Origin of the sequence: Xanthobacter pseudotagetidis, from assembly GCF_043194795.2 — a bacterium.
In the GTDB taxonomy this organism is placed as follows: Bacteria; Pseudomonadota; Alphaproteobacteria; order Rhizobiales; family Xanthobacteraceae; genus Xanthobacter; species Xanthobacter tagetidis_A.
The window spans coordinates 1,168,821-1,187,734 of sequence record NZ_CM195534.1; the positions used below are offsets into that span (position 1 = coordinate 1,168,821).

The 18,914-nt window shown below is 70.6% G+C and carries 17 protein-coding genes; 4 read left to right on the forward strand and 13 right to left on the reverse strand.

What is annotated here, in order from left to right; genetic code table 11:
• Positions 1-113: 113 nt before the first annotated feature.
• The 3 genes from V5F67_RS05420 to V5F67_RS05430 are packed head-to-tail and all read right to left on the reverse strand — an operon-like array spanning position 114 to position 3,082.
• On the reverse strand, positions 114-1,610 hold the full coding sequence (locus V5F67_RS05420) for a tripartite tricarboxylate transporter permease (protein ID WP_394018444.1): 1,497 nt from the start codon (positions 1,608-1,610) through the stop codon (positions 114-116).
• Complete coding sequence (locus V5F67_RS05425) at positions 1,610-2,074, reverse strand: tripartite tricarboxylate transporter TctB family protein (protein WP_394018442.1); 465 nt, start codon at positions 2,072-2,074, stop codon at positions 1,610-1,612. Before V5F67_RS05425 ends, V5F67_RS05420 begins: the two co-directional genes overlap by 1 nt.
• Before the next feature lie 42 nt (positions 2,075-2,116).
• Positions 2,117-3,082 (reverse strand): tripartite tricarboxylate transporter substrate binding protein, encoded by a 966-nt coding sequence (locus tag V5F67_RS05430; RefSeq protein ID WP_394018440.1) that lies wholly within the window; start codon positions 3,080-3,082, stop codon positions 2,117-2,119.
• Between the two features lie 432 nt (positions 3,083-3,514).
• On the opposite strand from V5F67_RS05430, the gene V5F67_RS05435 reads away from it, so the two are divergent.
• The 4 genes from V5F67_RS05435 (at position 3,515) to V5F67_RS05450 (ending at position 7,610) form a co-directional block, all read left to right on the forward strand.
• Positions 3,515-4,234: a Tim44/TimA family putative adaptor protein gene (locus tag V5F67_RS05435; RefSeq protein ID WP_394018438.1), complete on the forward strand. Its 720-nt coding sequence runs from the start codon at positions 3,515-3,517 to the stop codon at positions 4,232-4,234.
• A gap of 104 nt (positions 4,235-4,338) precedes the next feature.
• A complete protein-coding gene (gene mltA / locus V5F67_RS05440; protein WP_509210614.1) occupies positions 4,339-5,556 on the forward strand; it encodes an MltA domain-containing protein in 1,218 nt (405 codons plus the stop codon).
• The gene (locus V5F67_RS05445) at positions 5,553-6,122 is read left to right on the forward strand and encodes a Smr/MutS family protein (protein ID WP_394018434.1); all 570 of its coding nucleotides are present in this window, start codon (positions 5,553-5,555) and stop codon (positions 6,120-6,122) included. Before mltA ends, V5F67_RS05445 begins: the two co-directional genes overlap by 4 nt.
• A 285-nt stretch (positions 6,123-6,407) precedes the next feature.
• Entirely contained in the window at positions 6,408-7,610 is a 1,203-nt protein-coding gene (locus V5F67_RS05450; protein ID WP_394018432.1) for an MFS transporter, read from the forward strand.
• 9 nt (positions 7,611-7,619) lie between these two features.
• Here V5F67_RS05450 and pdeM read toward each other — a convergent pair whose 3' ends face one another.
• The 10 genes from pdeM to uvrC all read right to left on the reverse strand — a co-directional run bounded on the left by pdeM (position 7,620) and on the right by uvrC (position 18,871).
• Positions 7,620-8,333 (reverse strand): ligase-associated DNA damage response endonuclease PdeM, encoded by a 714-nt coding sequence (pdeM, locus tag V5F67_RS05455; RefSeq protein ID WP_394018430.1) that lies wholly within the window; start codon positions 8,331-8,333, stop codon positions 7,620-7,622.
• A 75-nt stretch (positions 8,334-8,408) separates the two neighbouring features.
• Positions 8,409-9,110: an alpha/beta fold hydrolase gene (locus V5F67_RS05460; RefSeq protein WP_394018428.1), complete on the reverse strand. Its 702-nt coding sequence runs from the start codon at positions 9,108-9,110 to the stop codon at positions 8,409-8,411.
• A 72-nt stretch (positions 9,111-9,182) separates the two neighbouring features.
• On the reverse strand, positions 9,183-9,965 hold the full coding sequence (gene ppk2 / locus V5F67_RS05465; RefSeq protein WP_394018426.1) for a polyphosphate kinase 2: 783 nt from the start codon (positions 9,963-9,965) through the stop codon (positions 9,183-9,185).
• An 86-nt stretch (positions 9,966-10,051) separates the two neighbouring features.
• Complete coding sequence (locus V5F67_RS05470; RefSeq protein ID WP_394018424.1) at positions 10,052-10,540, reverse strand: hypothetical protein; 489 nt, start codon at positions 10,538-10,540, stop codon at positions 10,052-10,054.
• Between the two features lie 151 nt (positions 10,541-10,691).
• On the reverse strand, positions 10,692-13,868 hold the full coding sequence (locus V5F67_RS05475; RefSeq protein ID WP_394018422.1) for an efflux RND transporter permease subunit: 3,177 nt from the start codon (positions 13,866-13,868) through the stop codon (positions 10,692-10,694).
• Positions 13,869-13,872: 4 nt separating this feature from the next.
• Positions 13,873-15,039 carry an efflux RND transporter periplasmic adaptor subunit gene (locus V5F67_RS05480; RefSeq protein WP_394018420.1) on the reverse strand — a complete coding sequence of 389 codons (1,167 nt, stop codon included), beginning with the start codon at positions 15,037-15,039 and terminating at the stop codon, positions 13,873-13,875.
• A gap of 160 nt (positions 15,040-15,199) precedes the next feature.
• A complete protein-coding gene (locus V5F67_RS05485; RefSeq protein WP_394018418.1) occupies positions 15,200-15,664 on the reverse strand; it encodes a molybdenum cofactor biosynthesis protein MoaE in 465 nt (154 codons plus the stop codon).
• 5 nt (positions 15,665-15,669) lie between these two features.
• Entirely contained in the window at positions 15,670-15,921 is a 252-nt protein-coding gene (gene moaD, locus V5F67_RS05490; protein WP_394018417.1) for a molybdopterin converting factor subunit 1, read from the reverse strand.
• The gene (pgsA, locus tag V5F67_RS05495; protein WP_394018415.1) at positions 15,918-16,556 is read right to left on the reverse strand and encodes a CDP-diacylglycerol--glycerol-3-phosphate 3-phosphatidyltransferase; all 639 of its coding nucleotides are present in this window, start codon (positions 16,554-16,556) and stop codon (positions 15,918-15,920) included. The genes moaD and pgsA overlap by 4 nt, the downstream gene beginning before the upstream one ends.
• A 107-nt stretch (positions 16,557-16,663) precedes the next feature.
• Positions 16,664-18,871, reverse strand: coding sequence for an excinuclease ABC subunit UvrC (uvrC, locus tag V5F67_RS05500; protein WP_394018413.1), 2,208 nt, complete (start codon positions 18,869-18,871; stop codon positions 16,664-16,666).
• Positions 18,872-18,914: the final 43 nt, after the last annotated feature.

An 18,914-nucleotide genomic window follows, 5' to 3' on the forward strand; every position in this document is an offset into this window, starting at 1 on the left:
CCTGCACCGCCCTCCGGCTCGACCGGAGGGCCGAGGGGCGCCGCCCGACGCCGGCGGGGGTGGATGCTTGGGTCATGCCGGAGCAATGACGTGCCTTGAGGACGGCCGCGCCTTCATGCGACCGCCCGCTCCCGGCGCCGGGCCTTGAGGGCGGACCAGATCGGCCACACGAACACCAGGATGGTGAGCACGCCGAGCGTGCCCGAGATCGGCCGCTCGAAGAAGGCGAGCAGGTTGCCGTCCGCCTTGATCATGGAGGTGACAAAGCTCTCCTCCAGGAGCTTGCCGAGCACAATGCCGAGCACGCAGGGGGCGACGGGAATCTCGTGCTCTTCCATCAGGAAGCCGAGCACGCCGAACACCAGCATCAGCACCACCCCGTAACCGGAATTGTTCACCGCGTACGAGCCGACGATGCAGAACATGAGGATGATCGGAATCAGGATGCGCCTGGGAAAGCGCAGAAGCGCCGTGCCCGCCTTCAGCGCCATCAGCCCAAGCGGGATCATCAAGAGGTTGGCGAGGATGAAGATGGTGAACACCGCATAGATGGTCTGCGGGTTGTTCACGAACAGCATCGGCCCCGGATTGAGGCCCTTGAGATAGAGCACGCCAATCACCACCGCGGTGATGCTGTCGCCAGGAATGCCGAACACCAGCGCCGGCACCCAGGCGCCCGCCAGCGCCGCATTGTTGGAGGACGTGCTCTCGATGATGCCTTCCACGTGGCCGGTGCCGAACTTCTCCGGCTGCTTCGAGAACTTGCGGCTGGTGGCGTAGGACACCCAGGCGGCGATGTCCGCCCCCGCGCCGGGCAGGATGCCGATGGCGGTGCCCGTGAGGTTGCCGCGGATCTGCTGCCGCCAATAGGTCACGAACATCGCGCCCCAGCCCTTCAGCGGATTGCCGATGGAGACCTGCTTCACGTTCCAGTCGCGGGCGCCGGTGGCCATGGTGCGGATCACTTCCGACATGGCGAACAGGCCGATCATGGCGGGGATGAAGTCGATGCCGCCGAGCAACTCCGTCGAGCCGAAGGTGAAGCGCGGCAGCCCGCCCGGATTGTCGATGCCCACCTGGGCGACGAACAGGCCGAGCAGCAGCGAGATCATTCCCTTCACCGGCGATCCCGAGCCGATGAAGATGGCGCAGGCGAGCCCCAGCAGCGCCAGCCAGAAATACTCGAACGAGGAGAAGCCCAGCGCCACCTCGGCGAGCAGCGGGGCGGCGAGGATGAGGATGACCGTGCCGAACAGGCCGCCGAGCGCGGAGAACAGCACGTTGGCGCCCAGCGCGATCTCCGCCTGGCCCTTGCGGGTCATGGCGTAGCATTCCTCGGTGTAGGCGGCGGAGGCCGGCGTTCCCGGCATGCGCATGAGGGTGGAGGGGATGTCGCCGGCGAAGATCGCCATGGCCGAGCAGGCGATCATGGCGCCCACCGCCGGCAGCGGCTCCATGAAGAAGGTGATGGGCACCAGCAGCGCGATCGCCATGGTGGCCGTGAGGCCGGGGATCGCGCCGACGATCAGGCCGAAGACGGAGGCGGCGAGGATGGTGAGGATCACGTCCCACCGCAGCACCATCTCGATCCCGGCTTCCATGGCGCCCATCACAGATACCCCTCGATGAGCCCGCGCGGCAGCGGCACCCGCAGGCCGTGAGCGAACGACCACCAGGTGACGAGCGCGGTGGCGAGCGCCACCGGCACCGCCACCTTGAGGCGCACGTTGACGATCACGAACAGGCCGGTGAGCACCAGGCTCGCCGCCAGCAAGAAGCCGAGCAGCGGCGCCAGCACCAAATAGGCGGCGGTGAGGGCGATGGTTGCGAGCGCGCGCGGCAGGGCGCCCGGCTCGCGGATCCAGGTGGCCTGGGCGAGCGGGAACGGTCCTGCCCGGACCGAGCCGAGGCAGAGGAGGAGCCCGCACGCGGCGAGCCCCGCCGCGGTGAGCGTCGGGAACACGTCCGCCCCGTACTGCTGGCCCGGGATGGGCGGGAAGGTGGAGGCGGCGGCATAGAGCGCCGCCGCGCCGACAAGGACCAGGAGGCCCACGATGAGGTCGCTGACGCGCATGGCACCGCCTCTTGCGGGTGGGGCAGGGGTGGCGGCGGCACGCTATTTCGCGAGCCCCACCTCCTTCATCACCTTGCCGAGCGAGGCATCCGCCTCGGCCATGAAGGCGCCGAAGCCGGGACCGTCCGCATATTTGCCGCCGAAGCCTCGGCTCGCCAGGAAGTCCTGGTATTCCTTGCTCTCATAGGCCTTCTTGAGCGCCGCCTGGAGCTTCGCCGAGACATCCGCCGGCAGGCCCTTGGGAGCGGCGACGCCGCGCCAGGCGCCGATTGTCCAGTCCGAGCCCGTGGCCTCCTTGAGGGTCGGGATGTTGGGCATGAGCTTGGAGCGCTCCTTGCTCATGATGGCGAGGCTCTTCACGCGGCCGGCCTCGATCAGCGAGCGCGCCTCGGGCAGCGAGCAGGTCACCACCTGGACGCCGCCGGCGACGAGGTCCTGCAGGCCCGGCGCGGCGCCGTTGGAGGGCACCCACGGCACGCTCGCCGGGTCCATCTTCAGCGACGAGAGCATGCCGGCGAGCGCGAGGTGCCAGATGCCCCCCTGGCCGGTGCCGGAGGCCTTGAACTTGCCGGGGTTCTTCTTGATGTCGTCGAGCACCTCCTGCGCCGTCTTGTAGGGCGCGTCGGTGCGCACCTGGAGGCCCGCCGGGTCCTCGTTCATCAGCGACAGGGGAGTGTAGGAGGCGGGGGTCAAGGCGGTCAGGCCGGCCCAGTGCATCATGGCGATCTCCACCGTGATGAGGCCGAGCGTGTAGCCGTCCGGCGTCGCGTCGGCGATCGCCTGGTGGCCGACAACGCCCTGGCCGCCGGTGCGGTTCACCACCGCGACGGGCTGGCCCAGGTCCCGCTCCAGCAGGGATGCGACGATGCGCGCCACCGCGTCGGTGCCGCCGCCGGCGCCCCACGGGACGATCATGGTGATGGGACGGTCGGGGTATCCGGCGGCAGACGCGGGGACGGCGAGCGCGGAAAAAGCGAGGGCGAGCCCCGCGGCAAGAAGGCGGCGCATGTGGCGTTCTCTCCCTGAGCACGGCTCTTCGGCCGAATTCTAATCGTTTTGATAAACTGTATGGTAGGGCGTAGGGGCGGTCAATCGGGTCGCTTCGCGCCTGCGAGCGGAGGTGGCGCCAAGCCGTCCCCTGCCGTAAGGTGGCGGAAAAGGCGCGAGGCGCGCCGGTCGGGTCTGGCGCTCGGCCGCAGGCGACGTACATAAGGCAACGTACGCAAGACGAGGTACGGAAGACGCGACGTCCGCATGGCGTGACGATCGCGAGGAGGAGTCCGGGAGGGCGCACGGCGCGGGATGCGGCATCGACCGCCGGCCATCCTCCCATTCGACGGGCCGGCACGGCGCCTTCATGGCAGGCGCGCGCCAGTCCTGAACGAGGCAACGAAGTCCCGGAGGCGGGGGTCGCCGGGGCGCAAGGCATGGCGAAGCGCAGTGCTCGACATCTACACGATCATCTTTCTGGCTCTGGCCGTGTTCATCTTCGTGCGGCTGCGCAGCGTGCTCGGCCAGCGCACCGGGCGCGAGCGGCCGCCGTACGATCCCTATTCCCGCGACGCGGCGCGCCCGCCGCAGCCGGCGCCGGAGAGCAACGTGGTGACGCTGCCCGAGCGCGCGCCGGCCGCGCCCGCGCCGGGCGGTGTGGAGGAGGAGGCTGCGCCCGCCGGCTTCCGCTGGGAGGGCGTGACCGAGGAGGGCACCGCCATCGCCGCGGCGCTCGACGAGATCGCCCGCCAGGAAAGCGACTTCGACGCCAAGCACTTCCTCACCGGCGCCAAGGCGGCCTACGAGATGATCGTCACCGCCTTCGCCGCCGGCGACCGCCGCCAGCTGAAGGACCTGCTCGCCAAGGACGTCTATGACGGCTTCGTCGCCGCCATCGCCGACCGCGAGAGCCGGGGCGAGACCATGGAATCGCACTTCGTCTCCATCGAGCGCGCCGAGCTGCAGGACGCCACCGTGCGCGGGCGCAACGCGCAGCTCACGGTGCGCTTCGTCTCGAAGCTGATCTCGGTGACCCGGGGACGCGACGGCTCGGTGGTTGACGGCAGCCCAGACACGGTGGCGGACGTGACCGACGTGTGGACCTTCGCCCGCGAACTCGGCGCCCGCGATCCCAACTGGAAGCTGGTGGCCACCGAAGCCGCCCAGTGAGGCGGCACGGTGAGGCGGCCGTGCCGCACGCGTCGGCCGTATCGCCATCTTGTGGCGGCGCCCGCATGCCCCGCCTTGCTCTTCCTTCGGCCGAGCCTTGCCGCGTGCGGCGCGCCGGCGCTGCGGCTCTCGGCGCGCTGGCGCTCGGCCTCTGGACGGGCTCGGCTTCGCCCGCGGCGGCTTCCCCGCCGGCGGTGGTGACGGCGCCCGCCATCGCCGGGGCGCGGCTCGCGCCGGTCGCCTATGGCGCGCTTCAGGGGTGGGGGCAGGACGACGCGGCGGCCGCCTTCGCGACCTTCCTGGAGAGCTGCGCCGCGCTCGGCCGCGCCATGCCGGAGGCCGGGCCGCGATCGGCGCCGACGCTGAAGGCTGGCCTCGCCCACGCGTGCGCCGCCGCCCGCCGGCTCGGCCCGGGCCGCCCCTTGTCCCCGCTGGCGCGGCTGTTCTTCGAGGCCAATTTCCGCCCCTTCCGCGTCATTCCGGACGGGCGCGACGAGGGCTTCTACACCGGCTATTACGAGGTGGAAGCCGAAGGCGCGCCCGCGCCCACGGACGCCTTCTCCGTGCCCGTCTACGCCCGGCCGAACGATCTCGTCATGGAAAGTCCCACCGCCAATTCTGGGCCCGTGGGCCGGCGCGTGGACGGCAAGCTCGTGCCCTATTTCGACCGCGCCGCCATCGAGGACGGGGCGCTCGCCGGCCAGGGGCTGGAGATCGTCTTCCTGAAGGACCCGGTGGACCTGTTCTTCATGCAAATTCAGGGGTCGGGCCGGGTGCGCCTGCCCGACGGGCGGGTGCTGAAGCTCAACTATGACGGCTATAACGGCCACCGCTATCTGCCCGTGGGCCGGCTCCTGATCGAGCGCGGGATCGTGCCGCGGGACGAGATGTCCATGGACCGCATCCGCGCCGTCATGGAGGCTGATCCCGAGGCCGGCCGGGCGCTCAGGCGTGAGAACCCGTCCTATGTGTTCTTCAAGGCGCTGGACCTGCCGCCGGATGCCGGGGCCATGGGCGCGCAGGGCGTGCCGCTGACGGCGGGGCGCTCCATCGCCGTGGACCGGCGCCTGCACAGCTACGGATCGCCGGTGTTCGTGGAGGCCGAGCTGCCGCTCTCGGCGCCGGGCACGGCCGAGCCGTTCCGCCATCTCATGATCGCCCAGGACACCGGCTCGGCCATCGTCGGACCGGCGCGGGCGGACATCTATTTCGGCGCCGGCCGGGAGGCCGGCTCGCGCGCCGGGCGCATCCGCCATCCCGGCGGCTTCACGCTGCTGGTGCCGCGGCTCGCCGCGCCTGCCGCCGCGGACGCGCGTCGATGAGCCGCCGCGGGCGGCGCCGGACGCTCGACGAGAAGGAGCGCGCGCTCTGGGATCAGGTGACGCGCTCGGTCACACCCCTGCGGCCGCAGGCCGTTGCGGACGCCCCGCCGCCGGAGCCCGCGCCGCCGGCTCCGGCCGAACCGCCGGCGCGGGCGGCCTCCCTCCGTCCGCTGCCCGCTCCCGTCCCCGCGCCGGCCGTGCCGCCGCTCGCGGCGCTGGAGCCGAAGGCGCGGCGCCGCCTCGCCCGCGGCGCCGCCGTGGATGCGCGGCTCGACCTGCACGGCCTCACCCAGGCCGCCGCCCACCGGCGCCTGCGCCAGTTCCTCAAGGACGCCCAGGCCAGCGGGCTGAGCGTGGTGCTCGTCATCACCGGCAAGGGCGAGCGCGGCGCCGCCATGGCCGATCTCGGGCTCGCGGAGGGCGCGCGCGGCGTGCTCAAGCGTGCGGTGCCGCTCTGGCTCGCCGAACCGGATCTGCGCGCCGTGGTGGTGGGCTTCGAGGAGGCGGGGCGCCGCCACGGTGGCGAGGGCGCGCTCTACGTGCGCATCCGCCGCCGGCCGGCATGAGCGAGACGACGTGCCCGTTCCCGAGCCCTTCCGATAACGCACTCGTGAAACAGCCGAATCGCTGCTAGAGCATGCGTTGCCCGGCTGCATCGCACGTCGAGCGGAACGCGCGTTCTCAAGCCTAAAGTCCGAGGGCGATTCACCGATCAAATTGATGCAGTTTGATCGGATCGTGCTCTCGGAGCTGGACGGCGGGCGGGTGGCTGGCGGGGAGCGGATCGTGGGGCGGGGTGCGATGCCGAGGATCGATGTCCGCCGCCGCGCGCAGCCCGGCGCCGGCGTCCCATGACTGACGGCGTCCCCTCTTCTCCGCCGCCCGCGCACGTCCGGGGCGCGGGCCGCGGCGCCATCGCCGCGCTCGGCGTGGTGCAGATCCTCGCCTGGGGATCGTCCTACTACCTGCTCTCCGTTCTCGCCCCGCCCATCGCCGCCGATACCGGCTGGCCGCTGCAATGGATCATGGGGGCCATGTCGCTCGGCCTTCTGGTGGCCGCCCTGGTGGCGCCGCGGGTCGGCACGGTCATCGGTGCGCGGGGCGGCCGGCCGGCGCTTGCCGCGGGCTGCGCGCTGCTGGCGCTTGGCCTCGCCACGCTCGGGCTGGCGCCGAACCTCGCGGTGTTCGCCCTGGGCTGGTGCCTGATGGGCGCCGGCATGGCGGCGAGCCTCTATGACGCGGCGTTCGCGGCGCTGGGACATATCCTGGGCGCCTCGGCGCGCCGCGCCATCACCGCGCTCACCCTGTGGGGCGGCTTCGCCAGCACGGTCTGCTGGCCGATCTCGGCGTTTCTGGAGACCCATCTCGGTTGGCGTGGCGCGTGCCTCGCCTATGCCGCCCTTCAGCTTTGCGTCTCCATGCCGCTGCTCTGGATCGCGCTGCCCGCGCCGTTGCCGAAGCCGGAGCCGGATGCCCGCAGGGCTGCGGCACGCACGTTCCGGCTCGACGGCGTGGACCGCACGCGCTTCCTGCTGCTGGCCGGCATCGTCACCGCCGCGGGCACCATCACCGCCATCGTCTCGGTGCAGATCCTGATGCTGCTCCAGGCGAAGGGCCTCGGGCTCGCCGCCGCGGTGGCCGCGGGCACGCTGATCGGCCCGGCCCAGGTGTTCGCCCGGCTGATCGAGCAGGCGAGCGGCGGACGGCATCACCCCCTGTGGACCATGACCGGGGCGGTGATCCTCATGGGGGTGGGCGTCGGCCTCCTGGCGCTGGGCTTTCCGGTGGTCGCGGTGGCGCTGGCGGCTTATGGCGCCGGCAACGGCATCTTCTCCATCGCCAAGGGCACGGTGCCGCTCGCGCTTCTGGGGCCCGAGCGCTATCCGGTCCTCTCGGGCCGGCTGGCCCGGCCAGCGCTGCTGTCGCAGGCGCTGGCGCCGTCCGCAGCCGCCTATCTGCTGTCGGCCGGCGGGGCGGATGCCGTGTTCGCGGCCCTTGTGGGCCTCGCCTTGGTGGCAGCGGTCCTGCTCGCCTTGCTGTGGCGGCTGCGCTGAGGATGTCCCTCAGAAGCAGGCATCGGAGGTAAGACGATAGGTGCGGCCCTCGCCCAGAAGGTGGGCCGTGAATCCGCCGGGGCCGAACAGGCCGGCGATGGCGGGGGCGGAAACCTCGAGGCCGCCGGCATAGGCGCCGAAGGCGGGCAGCACCATGCGCGCGCCGTCGGTCACGAAGCAGCGCCGCCGGAGCGCCCGCCCGCGCCGCACCACCCGGGCGACGGGGTGGAGGTGGCCGCAGATCTCGCCCGGGCCGCCTCGCGAGCCTACGCCCGGCTCGTGGCGCAGCACGAGGCCGCCGAGGTCGAGGCAGGGCGCGCAGGCGCCGCCGAGCCCGTGCGGCTCGGGGTCGTGATTGCCGGCGATCCAGAGGAAGTCGCGGCCTGCCTGGAGCGCGGCGAGCGCCGCGCGGGCCTCCGTGCCGAGGCGCTCGGCGCCCCAGCGGTCGTGCAGGCTGTCGCCCAGCGCCACCACTAGGCGCGGCTTCAGGCGCGCCACCAGGGCGGCGAGGCGGGCGAGGGTCTCGGCGGTGTCGTAGGGCGGCAGCATCTGCCCGCGCCGGGCGAAGGCGGAGCCCTTCTCCAGGTGCATGTCCGCCACCACCAGGGCCCGCTCCTCCACCAGGAACAGCGCGCCGGAGGGATCAAGCAGGGCCTCGCGGCCGCAGATCGCCTCCGAAGCGGGGCCGGCAGTGACGGGGGACGATTCGGCGCGCGCGAGCATGGCGCGGATTGTGCCCATCCGCCGGCATGGGGCAAGCGGTCCGTCGCGCGCGGCAGGCCATCGATCCGGACAGGATCAGGCCTGCGCCCACAGCATCGACAGAAGGCGCCGCAGGATGGCGTTCAGGGCTTCCGGCTGCTCCAGGGGTACGTAATGCCCGCACGCGGGAATGATCTCCAGATGTCCCCGGGGCGCGGCGGCGGCCTGGATCGCGCTGGTCCTCGGGCCGGGAGCCGTATCCTCGGCGCCGGAGATCACAACCACCGGGCCGGGGATGCGTTCCAGGATGCGATGCCGGCTCGGCCGCGCGTGGAAGGCCCGGATGCCGCGCGCGATATCGTCCGGGGCCTGGCGCAGAAAGGTTTGCCTTGCCGTCTCGCGCGCCGCCCCGTTCGAGAACAGGGGCGACCAGAATTGGTCCCACGCCGCCTCCATGCCGTGCCGCGCCAGCGTGTCCAGCGCATGCTGGCGCAGGGCCGGGTCCGGCGCACGCTGTGCCTTGGTGCCGATGAGAACCAGGGCGGCGACCCTGTCGGGTGCGGCGGCAGCCACCTCAAGCGCGCACGATCCCCCGACCGAGCAGCCGACCACGACCAGGCGTTCTTGCGTCGCCTCGCCAAGGGCGGACGCCGCCCAGTCCTGCACGCCCTCGCCGCGGCGATAGAGGGCCGGCGTGTGGCTCGCGCCCGGGAGCAAATCGCGCTGGCCGTCCCACATGGTGCCGTCGAGGGGCAGCGCGTGCAGGAACAGGAGGCCGATATCTCGTCTTGCACCCATTGAGGGCACCGTGGCATGGCCGCAGCGGCGAAGCCACAGCCTACCGCGTCGCGCAGTGGCCCCGCTCCCGCTTCAGAACCGCTCCGGCACAACGTGGCGGGGCGCGAATCGGTCCTCGTAGCCGTGGTCCTTGCCGCGCTTGGGCAGCTTCACCTTCTCGCGCTTCACCTCGGTGTAGGGAATCTGTGAGAGCAGGTGGGAGATGATGTTGAGGCGGGTACGCTTCTTGTCGTCCGAGAAGACGACATGCCAGGGCGCCCACTCGGTGTCCGTGGCGGCGATCATCTCGGACCGCGCGCGGGAATAGTCGCTCCAGCGGGCATAGGATTCCACGTCCATGGGCGAGAGCTTCCAGACCTTGCGCGGATCGTCGATGCGGCTCTCCATGCGTTTGGTCTGCTCGTCCTGCGACACCTCCAGCCAGTATTTGAGGAGGATGACGCCCGATTCGACGATGGCGCGCTCCACCAGCGGCGTCGCCAGGAGGAATTTCTCCGCCTGCTCGTCGGTGCAGAAGCCCATGACGCGCTCGACCCCGGCCCGGTTGTACCAGGAGCGGTCGAAGATCATGATCTCGCCCGCCGCCGGCAGATGCGGGATGTAGCGCTGGATGAACATCTGCGACTTTTCCCGCTCGGTAGGCGGGGGCAGCGCCACGACGCGGAAGATGCGCGGGCTCACACGCTCCATGATGGCCTTGATGACGCCGCCCTTGCCGGCGCCGTCGCGGCCCTCGAACAGGATGCAGACCTTGGCGCCGGTCTCCTTGGCCCAGAGCTGGAGCTGCACCAGCTCTGCGTGGAGCTTCTTCAGCTTGCGCTCGTAGTCCTTGCGCTTGAGCGGCTCGGCGGCCATGGCGGTCCTCCTCTCGGTTTTTTGCTCCGGCGTGTTCTTATGTGCCGTGAACATGCGGCGCGCGCCGTTCGGGTCGGCTGGCGCGCTCAGGCCCAGCTGAGGAAGAAGCCCACGTCGCCCGGCATGCCGTTCGGCCAGTCGACGATCATGGCCTTGAGCTTGTAGTGGGCCGGGCGCAGGTGGTCGCGCCACAGCTCGAACGCCTGGCGCGGACGGCCGGTCAGCGTGTCGGGCCAGCCTTCCTCGGCATTGTTGATGGCGCGGCCCTTGTCCGTGCAGAGCAGGTTGGGAAAGCGCATCACCATGATCTCGGTCTCCCCGCGCTGGGCGGCGAGACGCATCTTGGTCACGAGGTTCTGCGCGATCTCGTGCAGGCGCTCCGGGGTGAGGTCGATGGGCTCGGACAAGGTCTTGATGAGCTCCTGGCGGGCCCTGTCCGCCTGGTCCATGGCGGCGAGCTCCGTGTTGAGCTTCGCCCGCTCCAGCTCGTCCATGTAGGAGCGCAGGTCGTCGGCGGACATGAAGGTCTCGTCTGCCAGCGTGTCCGCGGCCTTGGTCTTCGCAGCGTCCGTCATGGGTCTACTCCCTTGGGCGTCGGTCGCCCCCACGGGGCAGGATTTCGGTCTGGCGTCGATCTGATCCCGGTGCGGACTGCGGCGGCGTCACCCGCCGCGATCCGGTTCTCCTCCACTCACCGCAGCGCGCGGCAGGATTCCTTGTGCCAGATCAAGAATGTGGGCCCGGCGCCGACGGCTCGGCTGCCAACCCTCCCGGCGGCGGTACCTTGGGGCGCGCGCCGGGCCGCAGCCGCTCGCGGATCGCCTGGAACATCACGTAGAGCGGCGGGATGACGAAGATGCCCAGCACCGAGGCGGCGATCATGCCGCCGAAGACGGGCGTGCCCACGTTCTGCCGCGCCATCTGCGCCGCCCCGGTCGCCACCACCAGCGGCAGCAGGCCGAGGATGAAGGCGAGCGAAGTCATCATCACCGGGCGGAACCTGAGGCGCGCGCCCTCGGTGGCGGCGTCGAGCAGCGGCTCGCCGGCCTCGCGCCGCTCCTTGGCGAACTCGACGATCAGGATGCCGTTCTTCGCCGCGAGGCCGATCAGCACGATCATGCCGATCTGCCCGTAGAGGTCGAGCGTCAGCCCGGCCATCAGGATCGCGGCGAACGCGCCGACCATGCCCACCGTCACCGACAGCAGCACCGGCACCGGGATCGACCAGCTCTCGTAGAGCGCCACCAGGAACAGGAAGGCGAACAGCACCGCGAAGGCGAGGATGATGCCGGTCTTGCCCTCGGCCCGCTTTTCCTGGAACGAGGTGTCGGTCCAGGCGCCGGAGAAGCCCTGGGGCAGGGTCTTGGCCGCCACCTGCTCCATGGCGTTCAGCGCCTGGCCGGAGGACACGCCCTCCGCGGGCGCGCCCTGCACCGTCACCGCGCGCTTGTTGTTGTAGCGGATGAGCGCGGGCGGGCCGACCTCCACCTTCACCTCCACGAACGAGCGCAGCGGGATCATCTCGCCCTTATTGTTGCGCACGTGGATGCGGTAGACGTCGTCGACGCTCTTCCTGTCCTCGCCCTCCGACTGCACCTGCACCTGCCAGGTGCGGCCGAACAGGTTCATGTCGTTGACGTAGAGCCCGCCGAGCGAGGTCTGGAGCGCCTGGAACACGTCGCTCAGCGGTACGCCGAGCACCTGCGCCTTCTCCCGGTCGATGTCGAGGAAGAGCGAGGGGTTGGAGGCCGAGTAGGTGGAGAAGACGCGCGAGAGCTGCGGGTCCTGGTTGGCGGCGATGATGAGGCCGCGCAGCACCTGGGCCAGCACCTTGGGATCGCCCGCGCGCAGGTCCTGGAGCACGTACGCGAAGCCGCCGCCGGTGCCGAGCCCGACGATGGGCGGCGGCGCCAGCGGCACCACCGTGCCGCCCGGGATCTGGCGCATCTTCGCACCGAGCCGGTCGATGATGGCGGCGGCCCCGTTCTCCACCCCTTCGCGATCCTCGAACGGCTTCAGCGTGACGACGATGAAGCCGGCATTGGGCTGGGAGTAGTTGTCGATGAAGTTGAGGCCGATCACCGAGGTGTAGTCCTCGATCGTATGCTCCTGCTTGAGCACCGCCTCGGCCTTGCGGATCACCTCCTCGGTGCGGCCCACCGAGGCGCCGCCGGGAAGCTGGACCACCACGAAGAAGGCGCCCTGGTCGTCCTCCGGCAGGAAGCCCGTGGGCGTCGCCTTGGAGAGCGCGAGGATGCCGCCCGAGGCGACAACGACCGCGATCAGCCCGAACAGCGACCAGCGCACCAGGCGCCCGACGATGGCGCCGTAGCCGTCGCGCACCCGGTCGATGAACCGCATGACGTAGCCGATCGGCCCCTTGCGCGGCCCGTGGGTGGGCTTCAGCAGGATCGCGCAGAGCGCGGGCGAGAGCGTCAGCGCGTTGATCGCCGACAGGAACATGGCCACCGCCACCGTGATCGCGAACTGCCGGAACAGCTCGCCCGAGATGCCGGGGATGAAGGCCACCGGCACGAACACCGAGAGCAGCACCAGGGTGATGGCGATGATGGGGGCGGTGATCTCGGCCATCGCCTTCTTGGTGGCGTCGGCGGGCGAGAGCTCGGGATGCTCCTCCATCACCCGCTCGACGTTCTCCACCACCACGATGGCATCGTCCACGACGATGCCGATGGCGAGCACGATGGCGAGCAGCGACACGGTGTTGGCCGAATAGCCGATGGCGTTCAGCACGATGAAGGTGCCGATCAGGCTCACCGGCACCGCCAGCGTCGGGATCAGGGTAGCGCGGAACGAGCCGAGGAAGAGGTAGACCACCAGCACCACCAGGATGAAGGCTTCGATGAGGGTCTTCTGCACCTCGTGGATGGTCTCGGTGACGAACATGGTGGGGTCGTAGGTGACCTTCCACTCCATGTCCTCGGGGAAGGCCTTCGCCAGCTCCGCCATGCGCGCGCGGATGGCGGTGATGGTGGTGATGGCATTGGCGCCGGGCGACTGGTAGAGCGCCAGCACCGCCGCCGGCCCGCCGTTGAACAGCGTCTCGCGGTCGAGGTTGGCCGCGCCCAGCTCCAGCCGCGCCACGTCGCCGAGCCGGAGCACCGAGCCGTCCGGATTGGTGCGCAGCACGATGTCCTCGAACTCCTTCACCGTGGAGAGCCGGCCCTTGGTGCGCAGGTTGAGCTGCAATTGCTGGTCGTCGGAGACCGGCCGGGCGCCGATGCGGCCCACGGCCGCCTGCACGTTCTGGGCGCGGATGGCGTCGACGATGTCGCCGGTGGTGAGGTTGAGGCCGGTCAGGCGGTCGGTCTTCACCCAGGCGCGCATGGCGTAGTCCTGGGGACCCCAGAGCGAGGCATCGCCAACGCCCGGGATGCTCTTCAGCTCGTCGAGGATGTTGATGGTGACGTAGTTGGAGAGGTAGAGCGGGTCCTTCGTCGCCTTGGGCGAGTAGACGGCGAGCACGCCGAGCAGGGCGGAGGACTTCTTCTTCACCGTCACGCCCTGGCGCTTCACATCCTCCGGCAGCTTGGAGAGCGCCACCTGGACGCGGTTGTTCATGTTGACGGTGTTGATGTCCGGGTCGGTGCCGAGCTCGAACGAGCCGGTGAGCGTGTAGGACCCGTCGTCGCCGGAGACGCTCTTCATGTAGATGAGCTTGTCCACGCCCACCACCTGCGCCTCGATGGGCTGAGCGACGGTGGAATCCACCACCTCGGCGGAGGCGCCGGGGAAGACCGTGGTCACCGAGACCTGCGGCGGGATGATGTCGGGATACTGCGAGATCGGGATCGCCATCAGCGACAGCGCGCCGGCGATCACGGTGACGATGGCGATGACGATCGCGAGGCGTGGGCGATCGACGAAGACCGACGAGAGCATGGGGTCAGCCCCCGCTCGCGAGGCCGGCGGCGGGGGTGGCGCGCACCGCGGCGCCGGGCCTCAGCTGCTCGAAGCCGTCCACCACCACCTGCTCGCCGGCCTTCAGGCCCTCCTCGACGACCACGTTCGCGCCCACCGCCCCGCCGGGCCTGATGCGCCGCGTCACCGCCTTGCCGTCCTCGACCACGAATACATAGAGGCCTCCCTGGTCGGCGATCAGCGCCGCCTGGGGGATGACGATCTTCTCGTCCGGCTTTCCGGACTTCAGTTCCACCCGCACCAGCTGGCCGTCGATGAGCGAGCCCTTCGGATTGGCGACGTCGGCGCGCATGATCACGGTGTCGGTGGAGCGGCTCACGCTCACGTCGACGAAGTTGATGCGGCCGACCTCGGGATAGACCGTGCCGTCCGAGAACTTGATGCGGACCTCCACGTTTGTGAGGTCCACCTTGCCCTCCTCCTTTTGCGCTTCCAGATAGTCGCGCTGGCTGACGGGGAAGGTGACGTACATGGGATTCTCGCTCACCACGGTGGCGAGCACGCCCGATTCGGGGCCGATGATATGGCCCTTGGTGAAGGCGGTGCGGCCGATCTTGCCGGTGATGGGCGAGACGATGTCGGTGTAGCCGAGATTGATCTGCGCTGTCTTCAGGTGCGCCTCGGCGGTGAGCAGCTGGCCCTTGGCGGAGGCCTCGGCGGCGATCGCCTGGTCGCGGGCGACCACGGTGCCGGCATTCTTCGCCAGCAGCTCGTCGGCACGCTCGCGCTGGATCTTGGCCAGTTCCAGGGCGGCCTTCGCCCGCTCCACCTCGCCCTGGGCGTTCTCCACGTCGGCCTGGAACAGCGGCTTCTCGATGCGGTAGAGCGGGGCGCCCTCCTTCACCGTCTCGCCTTCCTTGAACAGCACCGCCTCCAGCATGCCCTTCACGCGGGCGCGGATCTCTACCCGCTCCGGGGCTTCCACGCGGCCGACGAATTCCAGCGCCTCGCTCACCGGCTTCAGCTGCGCCTGGGCGACGCTCACGGGAATGGCGGGCGCGGCGGCCGGCGCCGGATCGGCCGCGCGGGCCGCCGGCATGGCGCTGGCCGAGGCCAGGAGAAGCGCCATCAGGAGAGCGCGAGGGAACGGCATGCGGGCGCGCCCGCCCGTGGTGATCGACTCGCGACGCATGCTCGCCTCCCAGGCCTTCAAGGCCCTTTACCGATGTCCGGGCAGCCGTCAGAGAGGGGCTGGCATTAGTTTAATTTTACGCGCACTTGGTGTGGCGGAAAAGCTGTGGCTCGGGCGCGGCCATGGGCATCCACAAGCGCGACCGTCCTTGCGGCAGGCCTCAGTCCTTCGTCCAGCGGGCGGCCGCGGCGTCGTCGCTGTCCTTGGCGGCGACCCAGTCGCCGGCACTCCCGCGCTCCTCCTTCTTCCAGAAGGGAGCGTTGGTCTTGAGCCAGTCCATGAGGAAGGACGCCGCCGCGAACGCCGCCTCGCGGTGCGCGGAGGCCGTTACCACCAGCACGATCGGCTCGCCGGGCAGGATGCGCCCGTGGCGGTGGACGATGACGGCGCCGGCGAGCGGCCAGCGGGCCCGCGCCTCGTCGAGATGTCGCGCCATCTCCGCCTCAGCCATGCCGGGATAGTGCTCCAATACCAAAGCGGTGAGCGGAGCGCCGGCCGCGTCGGGATCGGCGCGGCACAGGCCGGTGAAGGTGACGAGCGCGCCCACGTCCGCGCGGCCGTCCGACAGGCGCGCGGCTTCCGCGCCCGCATCGAAGACCTCGGCCTGCACGCGCACCTCGAACATGGCGCTCAGCCTCCCGTCATGGGCGGGAAGAAGGCGATCTCCCTCACCCCGGCGATCGGCGCGTCCGGCTTCACGTGGCGGCGGTCGAGAGCGGCGCGCACCACCGCCGGGTTCTGGAACGCATGGGCATGGGCTTCGTCCTTCGCCGCCAGCCAGCGGGCGAGGTCGGCCACCGTGACCACCTCGGCCGGCGGCTCCACCGTCTCCTCGGCGTGGCCGACGCGCTCGCGCAGCCAGGCGAAATAGAGGACCTTCACGGCCTGTCTCCCACCAGATGGCGCGCCCCCGCCCGGAAATAGTCATAGCCGGTATAGAGCGTCAGCACCGCCGAGACCCACAGCAGCGTCAGGCCCAAAAGCGAGACGCCGGGCAGCACCTTCTCGCCCGCCGGCCCGGCGATCAGGACGCCTACGGCGACCAGCTGGAGCGTTGTCTTCCACTTGGCGAGCCGGGAGACCGGCACCGAGACGCGCAGCTCAGCCAGGAACTCGCGCAGGCCGGAGACCAGGATCTCGCGGCACAGGATGACGATGGCGGCCCACAGCGACCAGCCGCGGATGGTGCCGTCGGAGGCCAGCATCAGCAGGCAGGTGGAGACCAGGAGCTTGTCGGCGATCGGGTCCAGCATCCGGCCGATGGCGGATTGCTGCGACCAGGCGCGGGCGAGGTAGCCGTCGAAGAAGTCGGTGATGGCGGCGGCGATGAACAGCGCCAGCGCCACCCAGCGCAGCCACAGGCCGCCCTGGAGGATGTCAGACCAGAACAGGCACCCGGCGACCACCGGCACCGCCACGCAGCGCCCGTAGGTCAAGAGGTTCGGCAGCGAGAACGCATGGCCGCGCGCGGCTGGGCTGGCGTTCGCGGGAGCGGGGCGGGTGGCGGCGTCGGCCATGGGATCACTCTTCCTCGGGGCCGCAGGACGGCGGCACCCGGACTTGTCCCCTCTTCCTTGGTCGGCTCCGGCGCCCCCGTCAAGGAACGAGGCTGGGAGCGGGGGCTTCAGGGCCGCCCGTGGAAGTAGTCATAGACCGCCTGCGCGGTCGAGGCGTTGATGCCGTCCACCTGCCCGAGGTCGGCGAGGGAGGCGCGCTCGATCGCCTTCAGCGTGCCGAAATGGCGCAGCAGCGCGCGCTTCCGGGTTGGCCCGACGCCGGGAATGGCCTGAAGCCCCGCCTCGGTGATGTCCTTCTTGCGCCGCGCCCGGTGCGAGCCGATGGCGAAGCGGTGCGCCTCGTCGCGCAGCCGCTGGATGAAATAGAGCACCGGGTCGCGCGGTTCCATGCGGAAGGGTGTCTTGCCGGGAAGGAAAAACTGCTCGCGCCCCGCCTCGCGGTCGAGCCCCTTGGCGATGCCCACCAGGGGCACGCTGGTGATTCGCAGCTCCTCCAGCACCTGCCGGGCGGCGTTGAGCTGCCCGAGCCCGCCGTCTATCAGCACCAGATCCGGCCAGGGCGGGGTGTCGGCGATGGCGGCGGTATCCTCCTCCTCGGCGGCCCCCGGGCCGATATCCTCGTCGGGCGGCGGCATGTCGGCGGAGGTCCCGCCTTTTTGCAATCCACCCTCTCCCCTTGTGGGGGAGGGCAGGGCGGGGTGTGTCACTCCCTCTTCGGCCTCGGCCATATCTCTTGCGGGGGGCGACCCCTCCCCTAATCCCTCTCCCACAAGGGGGGAGGGCGCAGACCCTGCCTCCCCCCGCGGCGCCTCCTTCAGCAGGCGCGAGAAGCGACGGCGCAGCACCTCGCGCATCATGCCGAAATCGTCGCCAGGGGTGAGGTCGGTCGAGCGGATGTTGAACTTGCGGTACTGCCCCTTGGCGAAGCCCTCCGGGCCGGCGACGATCATGCCGCCCACCGCGTTGGTGCCCATGATGTGGGAATTGTCGTAGACCTCGATCCGCCGCGGCGGCGCCGCAAGGCAGAACGCCTTGCCCACGCCCTCCATGAGCTTGGTCTGGGTCGCGCTCTCGGCCAGCGTCCGGGCCAGCGCCTCGCGGGCGTTCTGGAGCGCGTGGTCGACGAGGTCGCGCTTCTCGCCGCGCTTGGGCGCCGCGATCTCCACCTTGAAGCCGGCCTTCTCGGACAGCGCCTCGGCGATCAGGTCCTGCTCCTCCACCGCGTGCGAGAGCAGGATCAGGCGCGGCGCCGGCTTGTCCTCGTAGAACTGGGACAGGAAGGCGCCCAGCACCTCGGCCTCGGACAGCGAGCGGTCGGCGCGCGGATAGTAGGCGCGGTTGCCCCAGTTCTGGCCGGTGCGGAAGAAGAACACCTCGATGCAGGTGGCGCCCCCCTGCTGGGTGGCGGCGAACACGTCCGCCTCCTCCACCCCGCGCGGGTTGATGCCCTGCGAGCCCTGGACCGCCGAGAGCGCGGCGAGCCGGTCGCGCAGCCGCGCCGCGCGCTCGAACTCGAGTTCCTGGGAGGCGGCATCCATCTCCCGCGCCAGTTCCTCCTTCACCGCCTTGGAGCGGCCAGAGAGGAAGGCGCGCGCCTCGCGCACCAGCTCCTTGTAGTCCTCATGGCCGATCTCGCCCGTGCAGGGGCCGGCGCAGCGCTTGATCTGGTAGAGCAGGCAGGGCCGGGTGCGGTTCTCGTAATAGCTGTCCGAGCACGAGCGCAGGAGGAACGCGCGCTGGAGCGCGTTGATGGTCCGGTCCACCGCCCAGACGCTGGCGAACGGGCCGTAATAATCCCCCGGCCGTGAGCGCGCGCCGCGGTGCTTGAGGATCTGCGGCGACAGGTGGTCGGCGGTGATGAGGATGTAGGGGAAGGACTTGTCGTCCCGCAGCAGCACGTTGAAGCGCGGCTTCAGCTGCTTGATGAGGTTCGCCTCCAGCAGCAGCGCCTCGGGCTCCGTGCGGGTGGAGACGAACTCCATGGCGACGGTGGCCGCGATCATGCGGGCGATGCGGTTGGTGTGGCCGACCGGGCGGGTGTAGCTCAGTACCCGCTTCCTGATGCTTTTCGCCTTGCCCACATAGAGCACCTGCCCGGCGCGATCGATCATGCGGTAGACGCCGGGCCCGGCGGGCGCATGCTTCGCCGCCTTGACGATGGCGTCGCGGCCGGTGGCGAGGCTCTCCGCCGCGGGAGCCTCTTCTTCCGCCGGTGCGGCCTCTTGCGCGGGGGCGCCGGCAGCAGCGGCGTCCTGGGCCATCACGGTCGGGTCTAGGGCGATCTCGGGCGGGTCTGTTGGGCGGCGGCCGTTCATGGGCGCAAGTTAGGCATTGACCGCGCCGAGAGCCAGGGGGCGG

Coding starts and splice junctions, on each gene's coding strand:
- V5F67_RS05485 (WP_394018418.1), bottom strand. CDS start 15,664: ATGTTCGAGGTGCGCGTGCAGGCCGAGGTCTTCGATGCGGGCGCGGAA.
- V5F67_RS05470 (WP_394018424.1), bottom strand. CDS start 10,540: ATGACGGACGCTGCGAAGACCAAGGCCGCGGACACGCTGGCAGACGAG.
- V5F67_RS05480 (WP_394018420.1), bottom strand. CDS start 15,039: ATGCGTCGCGAGTCGATCACCACGGGCGGGCGCGCCCGCATGCCGTTC.
- V5F67_RS05450 (WP_394018432.1), top strand. CDS start 6,408: ATGACTGACGGCGTCCCCTCTTCTCCGCCGCCCGCGCACGTCCGGGGC.
- V5F67_RS05445 (WP_394018434.1), top strand. CDS start 5,553: ATGAGCCGCCGCGGGCGGCGCCGGACGCTCGACGAGAAGGAGCGCGCG.
- uvrC (WP_394018413.1), bottom strand. CDS start 18,871: ATGAACGGCCGCCGCCCAACAGACCCGCCCGAGATCGCCCTAGACCCG.
- V5F67_RS05430 (WP_394018440.1), bottom strand. CDS start 3,082: ATGCGCCGCCTTCTTGCCGCGGGGCTCGCCCTCGCTTTTTCCGCGCTC.
- V5F67_RS05425 (WP_394018442.1), bottom strand. CDS start 2,074: ATGCGCGTCAGCGACCTCATCGTGGGCCTCCTGGTCCTTGTCGGCGCG.
- V5F67_RS05420 (WP_394018444.1), bottom strand. CDS start 1,610: ATGGGCGCCATGGAAGCCGGGATCGAGATGGTGCTGCGGTGGGACGTG.
- V5F67_RS05475 (WP_394018422.1), bottom strand. CDS start 13,868: ATGCTCTCGTCGGTCTTCGTCGATCGCCCACGCCTCGCGATCGTCATC.
- V5F67_RS05460 (WP_394018428.1), bottom strand. CDS start 9,110: ATGGGTGCAAGACGAGATATCGGCCTCCTGTTCCTGCACGCGCTGCCC.
- pgsA (WP_394018415.1), bottom strand. CDS start 16,556: ATGGCCGACGCCGCCACCCGCCCCGCTCCCGCGAACGCCAGCCCAGCC.
- pdeM (WP_394018430.1), bottom strand. CDS start 8,333: ATGCTCGCGCGCGCCGAATCGTCCCCCGTCACTGCCGGCCCCGCTTCG.
- ppk2 (WP_394018426.1), bottom strand. CDS start 9,965: ATGGCCGCCGAGCCGCTCAAGCGCAAGGACTACGAGCGCAAGCTGAAG.